This is a genomic window from Hafnia paralvei ATCC 29927, from assembly GCF_001655005.1.
Lineage (GTDB): Bacteria > Pseudomonadota > Gammaproteobacteria > Enterobacterales > Enterobacteriaceae > Hafnia > Hafnia paralvei.
Map to the genome: position 1 here is coordinate 1 of NZ_LXET01000029.1, position 13,109 is coordinate 13,109.

At 46.0% G+C, this 13,109-nt stretch carries 11 protein-coding genes; 6 read left to right on the plus strand and 5 right to left on the minus strand.

Annotation, left to right across the window (positions count from 1 at the left end; all coding sequences use genetic code 11):
• Positions 1 to 107 precede the first annotated feature (107 nt).
• Entirely contained in the window at positions 108 to 4,082 is a 3,975-nt protein-coding gene (putA, locus tag M988_RS07765) for a trifunctional transcriptional regulator/proline dehydrogenase/L-glutamate gamma-semialdehyde dehydrogenase (protein WP_064573577.1), read from the minus strand.
• Positions 4,083 to 4,677: 595 nt separating this feature from the next.
• Here putA and putP point away from each other — a divergent pair.
• Positions 4,678 to 6,159 (plus strand): sodium/proline symporter PutP, encoded by a 1,482-nt coding sequence (gene putP / locus M988_RS07770; RefSeq protein ID WP_008813820.1) that lies wholly within the window; start codon positions 4,678 to 4,680, stop codon positions 6,157 to 6,159.
• An 80-nt stretch (positions 6,160 to 6,239) separates the two neighbouring features.
• Here the strand turns inward: putP and csgC are convergent, their stop codons facing one another.
• The 3 genes from csgC to M988_RS07785 are packed head-to-tail and all read right to left on the minus strand — an operon-like array spanning position 6,240 to position 7,788.
• Positions 6,240 to 6,569: a curli assembly chaperone CsgC gene (gene csgC / locus M988_RS07775; RefSeq protein WP_064573582.1), complete on the minus strand. Its 330-nt coding sequence runs from the start codon at positions 6,567 to 6,569 to the stop codon at positions 6,240 to 6,242.
• A gap of 60 nt (positions 6,570 to 6,629) precedes the next feature.
• Positions 6,630 to 7,226, minus strand: coding sequence for a hypothetical protein (locus M988_RS07780; protein WP_008813818.1), 597 nt, complete (start codon positions 7,224 to 7,226; stop codon positions 6,630 to 6,632).
• A 52-nt stretch (positions 7,227 to 7,278) separates the two neighbouring features.
• Positions 7,279 to 7,788, minus strand: coding sequence for a curlin (locus M988_RS07785; RefSeq protein WP_064573584.1), 510 nt, complete (start codon positions 7,786 to 7,788; stop codon positions 7,279 to 7,281).
• A gap of 834 nt (positions 7,789 to 8,622) precedes the next feature.
• Between M988_RS07785 and csgD the strand changes: the two genes are divergently transcribed.
• The 5 genes from csgD (at position 8,623) to aqpZ (ending at position 12,612) form a co-directional block, all read left to right on the plus strand.
• Positions 8,623 to 9,270: a biofilm master transcriptional regulator CsgD gene (gene csgD, locus M988_RS07790; protein ID WP_039186896.1), complete on the plus strand. Its 648-nt coding sequence runs from the start codon at positions 8,623 to 8,625 to the stop codon at positions 9,268 to 9,270.
• A gap of 3 nt (positions 9,271 to 9,273) precedes the next feature.
• Positions 9,274 to 9,663 carry a curli production assembly/transport protein CsgE gene (gene csgE, locus M988_RS07795; RefSeq protein ID WP_039186897.1) on the plus strand — a complete coding sequence of 130 codons (390 nt, stop codon included), beginning with the start codon at positions 9,274 to 9,276 and terminating at the stop codon, positions 9,661 to 9,663.
• Between the two features lie 9 nt (positions 9,664 to 9,672).
• Positions 9,673 to 10,083: a curli production assembly/transport protein CsgF gene (gene csgF / locus M988_RS07800; RefSeq protein ID WP_008813814.1), complete on the plus strand. Its 411-nt coding sequence runs from the start codon at positions 9,673 to 9,675 to the stop codon at positions 10,081 to 10,083.
• A gap of 16 nt (positions 10,084 to 10,099) precedes the next feature.
• The gene (gene csgG / locus M988_RS07805) at positions 10,100 to 10,933 is read left to right on the plus strand and encodes a curli production assembly/transport protein CsgG (protein ID WP_008813813.1); all 834 of its coding nucleotides are present in this window, start codon (positions 10,100 to 10,102) and stop codon (positions 10,931 to 10,933) included.
• 983 nt (positions 10,934 to 11,916) lie between these two features.
• Positions 11,917 to 12,612: an aquaporin Z gene (gene aqpZ, locus M988_RS07810; RefSeq protein WP_008813812.1), complete on the plus strand. Its 696-nt coding sequence runs from the start codon at positions 11,917 to 11,919 to the stop codon at positions 12,610 to 12,612.
• Positions 12,613 to 12,695: 83 nt separating this feature from the next.
• Here aqpZ and ydfZ read toward each other — a convergent pair whose 3' ends face one another.
• Complete coding sequence (gene ydfZ / locus M988_RS07815; protein WP_004092906.1) at positions 12,696 to 12,899, minus strand: putative selenium delivery protein YdfZ; 204 nt, start codon at positions 12,897 to 12,899, stop codon at positions 12,696 to 12,698.
• Between the last annotated feature and the right edge of the window lie 210 nt (positions 12,900 to 13,109).

A 13,109-nucleotide genomic window follows, 5' to 3' on the forward strand; every position in this document is an offset into this window, starting at 1 on the left:
AACTCGGACGCTAGCACAATGGCTATGTGGATTTCGATGTCTTAAGCGTACGAAATCTTACACATACAATGCCCCCCCACAACCAACACCCCTCCAAATCTTACCTATCACCCTATCGTCATCAAACTCGCATTCCCACCAGCGGCGGCGGTATTCACACTCAGTGAACGCTCTAGCAGCAGGCGCTCTAGCAGAATACCGGTTTCTCCGTGTGAGAACCCTTGTACTGACACAATCGCACCAGGGCGTTCGGCGATTTTTTCGCACAGGCAGCGTAGCTGGTCGGAGTCACCGTGGTAGATCACCGCGTCAAACTCAACGCCCTCGGCATCCCACGATTTCGCTACGTTAATCTGCTGCTGTACGGCTTTAGGCAGGCGACGATAGAGCGCGCGCTGAACTTCGCTATCAATCCACTGAACACGGCTACCGACCGCGAGCACGGCAGCGAGCTGGGTCAGGGCGTCTTGCTCATTGTCGAACAGACATAGCACACGTTCACGCGGGAGGAGTGCATATGTATTGCGCTCTCCTGTCGGACCTGGCAATAAGCGGACGGTGCCGCCTTGCGCCCAATCACCAAACTCTTGGCAGCGCTGCGCCAGCGCGGTGTTTTTCTCTTGCTGCGCCCATGTTAGCAATGCTTGATGGGCTGCCAGCAATGGTTGGCGTAGGGTTGCGTCAACGTTTTGCTCATAGTCTTGACGTGCCAGCGTACGGCTTACCGCATCGTCTGGACGGCTAGAAAGCAGACGGTAGACGTAGAGTGGTCCACCGGCCTTAGGCCCTGTACCGGACAGTCCTTCACCGCCGAATGGCTGCACGCCAACTACGGCGCCCACCATATTGCGGTTAACGTACTGATTACCCACTTTTGCCTGTTCGGTTACCTGCGCGATGGTTTCATCAATACGGGTGTGGATGCCGAGCGTGAGTCCGTAACCCGCCGCGTTGATTTGCTCGATCAATGCATCAAGATTCTGGCGGTTGTAACGAACAACGTGTAACACGGGGCCAAAAACTTCCTGCTCGAGCTCGTCAAAGCTCTCCAGCTCAATCAGGGTGGGTTTGACGAAAGTGCCTTCAGACCACTCTTTGCTATCTTGTGGATGTTCAAACGCGGCCTGATAGACATTATGGCCTTTGGCGCGCATAGCCTGTATGTGACGATCGATATTGTCTTTAGCTTCGGCATCGATAACAGGGCCAATATCGGTTGATAGGCGTTCAGGATTCCCCATGCGGCATTCGGCCATCGCGCCGCGCAGCATTTGCAGTGTGTGATCGGCGATATCTTCTTGCACGCACAGAATGCGTAGCGCTGAGCAGCGTTGTCCGGCACTGTCGAAAGCAGAAGCCACGACATCGGTGACGACCTGTTCGGTCAGCGCGGATGAGTCTACGATCATTGCATTCAGACCACCGGTTTCGGCGATCAACGGCGTGGTGCGACCTTGAGGATCCAAACGCCCAGAAATATTACGCTGCAAAATACCGGCTACGGCGGTAGAGCCGGTAAACATGACGCCGCGTACGCGGCTATCACCGACCAGTTTAGCGCCCACGGTTTCACCTTCACCCGGCAATAGCTGCAGCACTCCGGATGGCACGCCGGCTTCAAGCAGAATGCGTACGGCTTGAGCTGCGACCAGCGGCGTTTGTTCGGCGGGTTTGGCTAACACGCTATTCCCCGCAGCTAGCGCGGCTGCAACTTGTCCGGTAAAGATAGCTAGCGGGAAGTTCCATGGACTGATACACACGACGGGACCCAGCGGACGGTGAGTATCATTGGCGAAATCGTGGCGTACCTGCTGAGCGTAGTAGTGCAGGAAATCGACCGCTTCGCGAACTTCTGCAATGGCATTGTTAAACGTTTTACCTGCTTCACGAGCCAGCAAACCCAACAGGCTCTGCAACTGAGCTTCCATTAAGTCAGCGGCGCGATCCAGCACGGCAGCGCGTTGCTCCGGCGGTGTAGAGAACCAGATGGGCCCCGCATTCACTGCGCTGGTCAGCGCGGCTTCAATATCTGCATCGCTGGCCGGCGTGACGTAGCCTACGATATCGCGTGGCTCGGCAGGGTTAATCACCGGCTGAGATGGCTGATCTCCACTGGCGGGATGCTCGAGAATAGGGGCACAGTTCCAATTATGGCTAGCGCTACTCAGCAGCGTGCTGGAGAGAGAGGCCAAGCGCTGCTCATTGGAAAGATCCAAGCCGCGTGAGTTACGGCGTTCTTCACCATACAGCCCACGCGGGGATGGAATACGCGGATGAGGTAGGCCAATAGCCCCCTCTTTGGCTGCCATCGATTCAACTGCGGATACGGGGTCGGCAACCAGTTCATCCAGCGGCAGCGAGTTATCAGCAATACGGTTGACAAACGATGTATTCGCCCCGTTTTCCAAAAGTCGACGTACCAAATAGGCTAACAGCGTTTCATGGGTTCCCACTGGCGCATAAATACGGCAAGGACGGTTGAATTTACCTTCGGCTATTTTTCCAACCACCTGCTCGTACAGTGGCTCACCCATGCCGTGTAAGCATTGGAATTCATACTGCCCAGGATAGTAGTTTTGCCCCGCGAGGTGATAGATCGCCGATAAGGTGTGGGCATTATGCGTGGCGAACTGCGGATAAATGGCGCTAGGAACCGCCAGAAGTTTACGCGCACAGGCTAAATAAGAAACGTCGGTGTAAACCTTACGGCTATAAACAGGATATCCTTCTAAACCATCCACCTGCGCACGCTTAATTTCGCTGTCCCAATAGGCGCCTTTCACTAAGCGAATCATTAGGCGGCGATGGCTGCGCTGGGCTAAATCGATGACATAATCGATAACCGCCGGACAGCGTTTCTGATAGGCCTGAATCACAAAGCCAATGCCGTTCCAACCGGCTAGTTCTGGCTCAAAGCACAAGCGTTCAAGCAGGTCGAGTGAGATTTCCAGACGGTCAGCTTCTTCAGCATCGATATTAATGCCGATATCATAGCTGCGTGCCAGCAATGTCAGGGAGAGCAAACGAGGGTAAAGTTCGTCCATCATTCGCTCATATTGTGCACGGCTGTAGCGAGGATGCAGAGCGGAAAGCTTGATAGAGATCCCCGGACCTTCATAAATACCACGACCGTTAGAGGCTTTCCCGATGGCGTGAATGGCCTGCTGATAGGAAATCATATAACGCTGGGCGTCAGCTTCGGTCAGCGCGGCTTCACCGAGCATGTCGTAAGAGTAGCGGAAGCCTTTTTCTTCGTGCTTACGCGCATTTGCCAGCGCTTCAGCGATGGTTTCTCCTGTAACGAACTGTTCGCCCATCAGACGCATTGCCATATCAACGCCTTTGCGAATCAAGGGTTCGCCGCCTTTGCCGATAATACGGTTCAGCGAGCTAGAAAGCTTGGATTCGTTGTGGGTGGCAACCAGACGTCCGGTGAGCAGGAGTCCCCACGTGGCGGCGTTAACGAACAGAGAAGGGCTACGACCTAAATGCGAATGCCAGTTACCATTGCTAATTTTGTCGCGAATCAGCGCATCGCGCGTTGCTTTATCGGGAATACGCAGTAAGGCTTCGGCCAGACACATCAGCGCCACGCCCTCTTGCGAAGAGAGTGAAAATTCCTGCAACAGGTTTTGAACAATCCCAGCTCTGCCATTGGCACTTTTTTGGTTGCGCAGTTTTTCTGCGATTTTATAAGCCATCTGGTGCGTCGACTGCGCGAGTTCAGGCGCCATACGCGCCTGTTCGAGCAGCATAGAGACGGCTTCATGCTCAGGACGGCGATAGGCCGCGGTGATGGCAGCACGCGCGACGGACTGAGGCAAGATTTGTTCTGCAAAATCAAGAAACGGCTGATGTGGTTGATCTGGCTGCGTTACGGTATCGTCGCCGTCGCTGGAAAGTGTGTCAGATACGGGAAGGGGCAGTTCAGGGAGCGTACTGCCACTCTCGACTCGCTCGAGATAATTAAATATCGCCTGCTTGATTACCCAATGCGGCGTGCGATCGATCTGCTGTGCGGCGGCTTTAATACGATCTCGCGTCGCTTCGTCAAGTTTTACACCCATAGTGGTGGTGCCCATGCCGTCCTACTCCATTTTATTTTTGTAAGGTAGAGCCTGAGCATATCCTGTTCATTATGAATGTTGCAACTTTGTGCAACCTTGTTAAAAGGTACAAGTTTTGAATGTGTGAAATGGCGCAGGTTTTATCCGGCGGTTTAGCTCAGGTAGGCACAAGGAAATGTGAAAGAAGTTATGTGAAGCATTAAATATTTCATTATAAATTAGATGGATATTTTAGCGGTGAGCTATGTCAAAGCACATGTTAATGGATCGTTGTTGCAACCTGATGCAGGTCAAAATGTGATGAATGGTAAACTTTGTGTAACTTTTGAGTTAAATAACTTGTGAATAAGCTAAGCCTGTTCATAAGATGCCGACGTTTAGATTTTCATTATTGGTTGTATTTAAGATGGGGTTTGGCCGCATCATCGTTCCGATGCGGCTGAGTTTTTAAAGCAGCTAGGTATTTAAAACCGAAATACAGCATAAAAATGCCTGATTGATAAGCATATAGCCTGAGTAGTTGGAGCTGTGTCTGAGTCGTTAGCTAGCATCGTTAATAACAGAAAACACTCCAAGTGTGACGGATAAAAATAAATACGGAGACACCTGCATGATAAGTACACCGATGTTGGTGACCTTTTTGGTCTACATCTTGGGAATGATCGTCATTGGCCTAGTGGCATATCGCGCTACCAACAACTTTGATGACTATATTTTAGGCGGACGCAGTTTAGGTAGCGTGGTTACCGCATTATCAGCTGGCGCATCTGACATGAGCGGCTGGCTATTGATGGGCTTACCAGGCGCGATTTATCTTTCAGGGATTTCTGAAAGTTGGATTGCCATCGGATTAACCGTTGGAGCGTATTTAAACTGGAAGCTGGTTGCAGGACGTTTACGTGTGCACACCGAGGCTAACAATAATGCTCTGACGCTGCCCGATTATTTTACCAGCCGCTTTGAAGACACCAGCAAGCTGCTGCGCGTAATCTCGGCGGTGGTCATTTTGGTATTTTTCACGATCTATTGCGCATCAGGCATCGTTGCGGGTGCGCGCTTGTTTGAAAGCACCTTTGGTATGAGCTATGAAACGGCTCTGTGGGCAGGCGCAGCGGCGACCATCCTCTATACCTTTATAGGGGGTTTCTTGGCTGTCAGCTGGACCGACACGGTTCAAGCTAGCCTAATGATTTTCGCACTGATCTTAACGCCGGTATTCGTTATTTTGGCCGTGGGGGGTATTGATACTTCCATGCTCGTCATCGAAGCCAAGAATCCGGCCAATCTTGATATGTTCAAGGGTTTGAACCTGATCGCCATCATCTCTCTGATGGGCTGGGGATTAGGCTATTTCGGTCAGCCACATATTTTGGCGCGCTTTATGGCAGCAGATTCTCATCAAACTATTCGCAAAGCACGTCGAATTAGTATGACCTGGATGATTTTATGTCTGGCTGGTGCGGTTGCGGTGGGCTTCTTTGGTATTGCCTACTTTGAAAATAATCCTGGCCAAGCGGGAACCGTGTCTGAAAACGGTGAACGTGTGTTTATCGAGCTGGCTAAAATATTGTTTAACCCTTGGATTGCAGGGATCTTGCTGTCGGCCATCTTAGCGGCGGTGATGAGTACGCTGAGTTGTCAGCTGCTGGTATGTTCAAGTGCAATTACTGAAGACTTGTATAAAGCCTTTTTCCGTAAGAAAGCATCACAGCGTGAGCTGGTGTGGGTAGGGCGTCTGATGGTTCTGCTGGTGGCATTGATTGCCATCGCTTTGGCGGCCAATCCAGAAAACCGCGTGCTGGGGTTAGTGAGTTATGCATGGGCCGGTTTTGGTGCGGCATTTGGCCCAGTGGTATTAATTTCTGTGATGTGGTCTCGTATGACGCGTAATGGCGCGTTAGTCGGTATGTTGATCGGGGCAATCACCGTCATCGTATGGAAGCAGTATGGATGGTTTAATCTGTATGAGATTATCCCTGGATTCATTTTCGCCAGCATTGCGATTGTGGTTGTTAGTCTGATGGGGCGATCGCCTTCACAGATTATCCAGACACGTTTTGCCAATGCGGAAGCAGAGTATAAAACCATCTAAATAGGAATCTATTGATGTGCAAAAGGAAATGTCTGCGAAGGCATTTCCTTTTTTTATGGGGGAACGTAGGCGACATTGGTTCAAACCTTATCGGGGAGTATCACTTGTTTCTCCAAGCGCACGCTATCGCCATCGGTTAAGACAACGGTAACTTGCAGCCAGTCACCTTGCAGTACGGAAAAACTCATTTGCCCTAACGCGTGTTTTCGGTTGGCCGTTAGTTGAACCGTGCCTGTCTGTTGGGAGATGCTTTCGCCATGAAGGCCGTGTCGGATTATGTCTACGGTAATATTGCATACGCAGCTATTGGTGATCGAAGCCATGGGCTTAAGTATGTAATATTGACCCTCTTGGGTAGTATCGAACCAAAGTTGATTAGATAAAACAGAGGCGATCAGAAGAGGATGCATTTGCGGCTCCGGAAATAAAAACAAGACAGGGCAACGCCCTGTCTTGTTGGGAGGAGAAAGTTAGTTCTGATTAACGTATGAGGCGTTGCCTGCACCGACTTGATTTACGTTGGAGTAAGAGAAGTCAGCTGTTTGTGAGCTATTAGCGTAGTTGGATGCACCGCTTTGGCGGACAACAATAACGGCGGCATCGCCGCTTTGACTGGTTACGGCATTATTCAAGCCAAAACCAGACTGAACCACGGCAGTTCTGGAGAAGTCACCACTTTGATTTGTGGTTGCGGTGTTGCCGAAGAGACCCGATTGAGAGACTTCAGTGACAGACCAGTTCCCGTTTTGACTTGAGGTGGCGGCGTTATTATTACCTTGCTGATTAATATCAACAACGCTGACGTTGCCATTCTGGTTTACCGATGCGTAGTTGCCCGTGCCACCTAATAGACCCCCGCTTTGAGATACGGATGTTTTAGAGAAAACCGCAGAATCTTGATTAACGCTGGAAATATTACTGGTGCCTTGCTGATAGACCTGCACCTCACCGCCTAATGCCCCGGTTTGAGGTGTGAATTGGAAAACGTAAGCTGGGTTAGTTAACGCCATTGCATTACTCATAGCAAAAACAAAGCTAGATGCTGCGATGATTTTCCACTTATTCATGATGTTACCCCGTCGGTTAAAGAATCAGATGTGTGTATCAGATAAACAATAACTAATGTTGTGTAACTCTAATGGCCATTCCTGAAGCATTTTGCACAACACCGGCTGAGCGGTTTGTGCCCGTTTGGGTAATCTGCGTTATATTATTTTTCCCGAAGGAAATGATATAAGCAGAATTACCAAAACTGTCTTGAATGATTGAATCACTATTTCCACTACCTAGTTGAGCAATAACTGCATTGTTATTGCTGCTAAGTTGAGTAATGTCCGCAGAGTTTCCCGAACCTCGTTGAGCAATTAATGCATTATTATTGCTACTGGATTGGGTAATTCTGCCTTGGTTACTATTTCCCTGTTGTACGATAATCGAATGATTGTTCGTACCTTGCTGATGGGTAAAAGCTCTATTATCGCTACCTATTTGGTTAATAAGCGCACTTTGGCTATAACGACTATGCAAGTCACTATAACCAGTGCTCATATCAGCGTTAGCCAAATCACTATTTGCTACTGCCAAATAAGGGGTGACAAGCAGAGCGGCTGACAAGACAATCTTTTTCATTTTGCCGTCCTAATGTAATCGGTGAATCAAATTATGACGTGATGAATCGTATGTTAACGTCCTGAGAACTCTTTCAGGAATATTCCGGTTTATGATTTGAGTATGTGCCGAAGAAAAATTAAATAACTCACCTAGAAGTCGTATTTTAAAAATAAAGCCTGATAAGAAAGTATGAGGCGATAATGTTTATTCGTTGTAATAAAAGCTAAAGAGTCGATTAGTCGAGCATTAACATGTTGATAGCTGTTTTTCATCTTACTCATGTAATGAAGTTTGCCACCCCAGCGCATGCGCTACGGGTATGACCTATGGCATCACTGACGCGTGGTAAAATTTCATGCGCTAGCATGAGCGCATTGTTTTCTAGCAAAGATACAATTCACATACCACTTACCTAAGGGAAATGCATGTGAATATACCAAGCAAGCTAATCATAAAGTGGTATTTCCCATTATCATGTGCGCTAAGTGCTTTGCTGAAAAGAATAAATTTACCCTCTCTATATTTTTAAAGAAGATCACCTGCTTGCTATTTCTTGGATGAATCTAAAGAAACGATTAAGGATTATGTAAATTAGAAGTAATGATAAGACTTATTTATAAATATCAAGTTACATTTTGAAACACAAATAGCACTTGCGTTAGAAGCGCCAATGGCTAGATTAAATCATGTAATATGCCCGCAATAACGGATGGCATATACGGCTCGTCTCTGTGCATATTTCAAATTTTTCTTGCACTGCCTTTTACACAGCAGCGGATAAGTAGCGCTCGATAAAAACTGTTTTTAATTAAGCAGGGAGTGTTGCGCTTCGCATAAATGCAGGGTTTTATTATGCTTGATGAAGTAGAGCGTAAGAAGTATTTATTGGTATTAATAACTAAACCGTCATTGCAAGCAACAGCACTACTGCACCAGCTTCAACTGACGTTACAGGTCAATACCAAGATACATAATATCAACAAAGATTTAAATGATCCCGTAGACAATACTCTCTATCTATTCGACCTTATGGAGGCTGACCGACGAACGACCGTTTTATGGCAATCAGAGCTGAGCCGTTGCCGGCAGAGAAATAGAATATTGTTATTAAATACTCCTGATGATTATCAAAACCAAGATATTGAGTCATGGCCAAACATTAGTGCAGTATTCTATCCATCAATGGATGAACGGACGCTAACGGAAGGAATAAAGAGTGTTATCAAGGGAGAATGTTTTTTTAGTCAGGGTGTTGCTAGTTATTTAATCAGCCAATCTTCACATTATCGTTATCATAGCCCAGAGGCAACAGGGCTCACTCATCGAGAAAAAGAAATACTGAATAAGCTAAGAGCGGGGGCCTCGAACACCGAAATAGCCAAGCTGTTATTCATCAGTGAAAACACGGTAAAAACGCATCTTTATAATCTATTTAAGAAAATATCGGTAAAAAATCGCACACAGGCGGTTTCCTGGGCTAACGATCATCTCAGGCGTTAAATGATGAAAAAAATTATGTTTATTCTTGTAATTGCCTCTATATGCAGTGCAGGAAAGAATGCCTCTGCGGCTGAAATTGAGGTTCCCGGATTAATTACCGATCACACGGTAACGTCAATAGGTCATGCCTTTTATCGTGATTTTAGCGACAACTGGGGAAAAGAATACCCGGGAACACTAACGATCAATGAAAGACCGAGTGCCCGCTGGGGAAGTTGGATCACTATCAAAATTGAACAGGATACGGTTTATCAAACGTTTTTATTTCCAAACAAACGCAGCTTTGACAAAGATGTTGCCGTAGCTATTGAAAGCGTTAACGAATCGCTATCTCGCCGTTCTATCGATAAAGCGCTTCTCAATACTGGTGACTTAACCGCAGATGAGTTTTAAGGAGTCACAATGCGAGTCACTTATCTAGCCTTTATATCAATACTAATTTCCCCAGTATCGTGGGGCGGTAATATGGTTTTTCAGTTTGTTAACCCTAATTTTGGAGGCAATCCGAACAATGGTGCATTTTTGCTCAATGAAGCGAATGCGCAAAATTCGTATAAAGACCCCAACGGATATAATTTTGATACCGCAACACCGTCGGCATTAGACAACTTCACTTCAGTTATTCAATCTCAGCTATTGGGGAATCTGATGGGCAATATTAGCCAAGGGAAACCAGGGCGTTTAGTGACCAAGGACTTCATTGTTGATGTGAAAAATATTGATGGGCGGTTAACCATGAATATTCTCGATCGCACTACGGGAAAATCCTCAACCATCGAAGTTGATGGTCTCTCAAGCGTTAATTCCAATTAGCACGGGATGATGAGACATGCGCAGCTATTTATTAATTATCTCAGTTCTTTTATTGAGTGGATGCCTAACGGCTCCGCCAAAGCAAGCGGCTAAACCCACATTAATGCCTCGGGCGCAAAGCTACCAGGATTTAACGCATCTGCCTGAGCCTGCGGGAAAGCTGTTTGTCTCTGTGTACAATATTCAGGATGAGACAGGGCAGTTTAAACCGTATCCGGCCAGTAATTTTTCGACCGCCGTTCCTCAAAGTGCGACGGCAATGTTGGTTTCTGCCTTGAAAGATTCAGGTTGGTTTATTCCTTTAGAAAGACAGGGTTTACAAAATCTATTAAATGAACGAAAAATTATTCGTGCTGCCCAAGAAAATGGTACCGCTGCTGTGAATAACCAGCGTCAGCTTTCATCTTTGGTTGCTGCAAATGTGCTTATCGAAGGCTCAATTATCGGCTACGAAAGTAATGTAAAATCTGGGGGCGCTGGAGCTCGTTTCTTTGGTATTGGTGCGAGTACACAATATCAGTTAGATCAAATCGCAGTTAATTTACGCGTCGTTGATGTTAATACCGGACAAGTATTATCATCGGTAAATACCAGTAAGACGATTTTGTCCTATGAAGTTCAGGCTGGGGTATTCCGCTACATTGATTACCAGCGTCTGCTTGAAGGCGAAATTGGCTATACCACAAATGAGCCAGTTATGCTCTGCGTCATGTCAGCGATTGAAACCGGCGTGATCTACTTGGTCAACGATGGTATTACGCGTAATTTATGGTCGCTTAAGAACCCTAAGGATGTCTCATCTCCGATACTCGAACGTTATAAGAGTACGATTGTACCTATAGCCTCTTAAGTATGCTTAAAGAAGCCAGTCGTAAGACTGGTTTTTGCCTTTTATCATTTATTCAATATGTTAGACGTAGACCGCAGAGGGAGAATCTTAATCATTTTGCATTGGAAAATTCGGCGAAGTCTTAGATTACAATATCTTGAAGGGGGGAGGCTTGAAAGTTTTAGCAAGCCAGCCTATCCTTGGATGCATTATGGAAGTGGTAACAGAGAAACGTGTTCGGCGCCTCCATGTAGCGCGTGTCTTTTCGTGCCGAGTGCGTTTCATCTGTTAGCATTATGTGCTACCTATCTTGTTTAGAGTAAGTCCGTAGAGCCTTAGTTTAACTTTCTGTTGTTAAAGTAGGGGTAGCCTACTTACATAGCCTAAAGAAGCTCCTACCTACTTACGATGAAAACAAAAATCTTACTTGTCCTTTCTTGCTTATTCGGCTTCATTATTTTTTGCTATATGATGGTTTTTGCCGTTGATAAGACCTGTGAAAGAATGCAAATTTTTACTGAAGTTTGTAAAAAAGCCGATATATCAAAACCTCATATTACCCCATAGGCATGGGCAGACAATCTTTTGTCTAAAAAGATGATGGCCTGAATGTTGTATAAAGTTCAGCCAGACAGCGTGTTGATTTGTTAAATAAACTCCATCTATGTAGGTGTTTTGTTCTAATTGATTGATTCACCATGATATCTGAGAATAATCTCACTATTTTTTCCTTGAGAAAAAATAATACATGTGGAAAATGCATCCAAAAAATGGATAGTTATATGAATAACACTTATATTGAGTACTGGAAGTCTCAGTGTTGAGTTTATTTAATCATGGATGTCAAAACTGTTTGTCTACGGAGAGCGCTAGGCAAAGGGTTTTATTTTTTTATTGTATAGAACATAGCCTGACGAAACAAAAGTGCCTATAGAAATATGGTGCTGGCGTTGCGTTTAAACGCAATTCTGTAGCCACCTTTTATTTTGATTGTTGAGGTAATAATGTTTAAAAAAATGTCGGCCGAGTTTTTTGGTACGTTCTGGCTCGTATTTGGTGGTTGTGGTAGCGCCATTCTAGCGGCTGGATTTCCTGAGTTAGGTATTGGATTTGCTGGTGTTGCATTGGCATTTGGCTTAACCGTTTTGACTATGGCGTATGCCGTTGGACATATTTCAGGTGGTCATTTTAACCCTGCTGTGACTATTGGCCTGTGGGCTGGTGGTCGTTTCAGTGCGAAAGACGTGGTGCCTTACGTTGTAGCTCAAGTGATTGGTGGTATTGCAGCTGCTGCCGTGCTTTATGTTATCGCTAGCGGTAAGGCTGGCTTTGATGCCACAGTCAGTGGTTTTGCATCAAACGGTTATGGTGAACATTCACCTGGCGGATTCACATTGCAATCTGCTGTTGTAGTTGAGATGGTTTTGAGTGCATTCTTCCTGATTGTTATTCATGGCGTGACAGATAAGCGTGCACCGGCTGGTTTTGCTCCATTAGCGATTGGTCTGGCGCTAACGCTGATCCATCTTATCAGTATTCCAGTGACAAATACGTCTGTAAACCCAGCACGTAGTACTGCAGTGGCTATTTTCCAAGGCACTTGGGCATTGCAGCAACTGTGGCTATTCTGGTTAATGCCAATTATTGGCGGCATTATCGGCGGTTTAATCTATCGTCATTTGCTCGAGAAGAAAGACTAAATTTGTTTATACCAGACAAAAAGCCTGAGCAATGCTCAGGCTTTTTTATATCAGTATCGTAAAGTGACTATCAGCCTTGTTTATTAATGGCCGAGTAAAATCAGATCCTGTGGTGCATAATATTCATTGCTATCGTTGCATACGACGCATTTTGCCGCGCGAATTTTTTCTCTTGCTAAATTCTTATCGTTAATCGCTTTAATCACCATGACATTACGCGTGCCGTTTTCTATAACGTGGGCGCCAACGCGTAAAGGGTTTCTGTTTCTATCGTAAGCAATCTGCATATAATTTCTCCATCAAAAGATAAGCAATAGGGCAATGCTAGCCCTATCAAATCTGTAGATAAAGTCCGTGCTTAGTTTTAATTGTAATATGAATTGATTTTTAATTTTCATCGAGAATAAAACCCTTCAGAGAAAAATCTGATGAATTTATGTCGCAAAATTTAAAAGCTCATTATCCTATTTGGCCGCTTAATTTTTCAGCTAAACCTA

Excerpts from the sequence above, each read along its gene's own strand:
- putA (WP_064573577.1), bottom strand. The coding sequence starts at position 4,082 with ATGGGCACCACCACTATGGGTGTAAAACTTGACGAAGCGACGCGAGAT.
- putP (WP_008813820.1), top strand. The coding sequence starts at position 4,678 with ATGATAAGTACACCGATGTTGGTGACCTTTTTGGTCTACATCTTGGGA.
- csgC (WP_064573582.1), bottom strand. The coding sequence starts at position 6,569 with ATGCATCCTCTTCTGATCGCCTCTGTTTTATCTAATCAACTTTGGTTC.
- M988_RS07780 (WP_008813818.1), bottom strand. The coding sequence starts at position 7,226 with ATGAATAAGTGGAAAATCATCGCAGCATCTAGCTTTGTTTTTGCTATG.
- M988_RS07785 (WP_064573584.1), bottom strand. The coding sequence starts at position 7,788 with ATGAAAAAGATTGTCTTGTCAGCCGCTCTGCTTGTCACCCCTTATTTG.
- csgD (WP_039186896.1), top strand. The coding sequence starts at position 8,623 with ATGCTTGATGAAGTAGAGCGTAAGAAGTATTTATTGGTATTAATAACT.
- csgE (WP_039186897.1), top strand. The coding sequence starts at position 9,274 with ATGAAAAAAATTATGTTTATTCTTGTAATTGCCTCTATATGCAGTGCA.
- csgF (WP_008813814.1), top strand. The coding sequence starts at position 9,673 with ATGCGAGTCACTTATCTAGCCTTTATATCAATACTAATTTCCCCAGTA.
- csgG (WP_008813813.1), top strand. The coding sequence starts at position 10,100 with ATGCGCAGCTATTTATTAATTATCTCAGTTCTTTTATTGAGTGGATGC.
- aqpZ (WP_008813812.1), top strand. The coding sequence starts at position 11,917 with ATGTTTAAAAAAATGTCGGCCGAGTTTTTTGGTACGTTCTGGCTCGTA.
- ydfZ (WP_004092906.1), bottom strand. The coding sequence starts at position 12,899 with ATGCAGATTGCTTACGATAGAAACAGAAACCCTTTACGCGTTGGCGCC.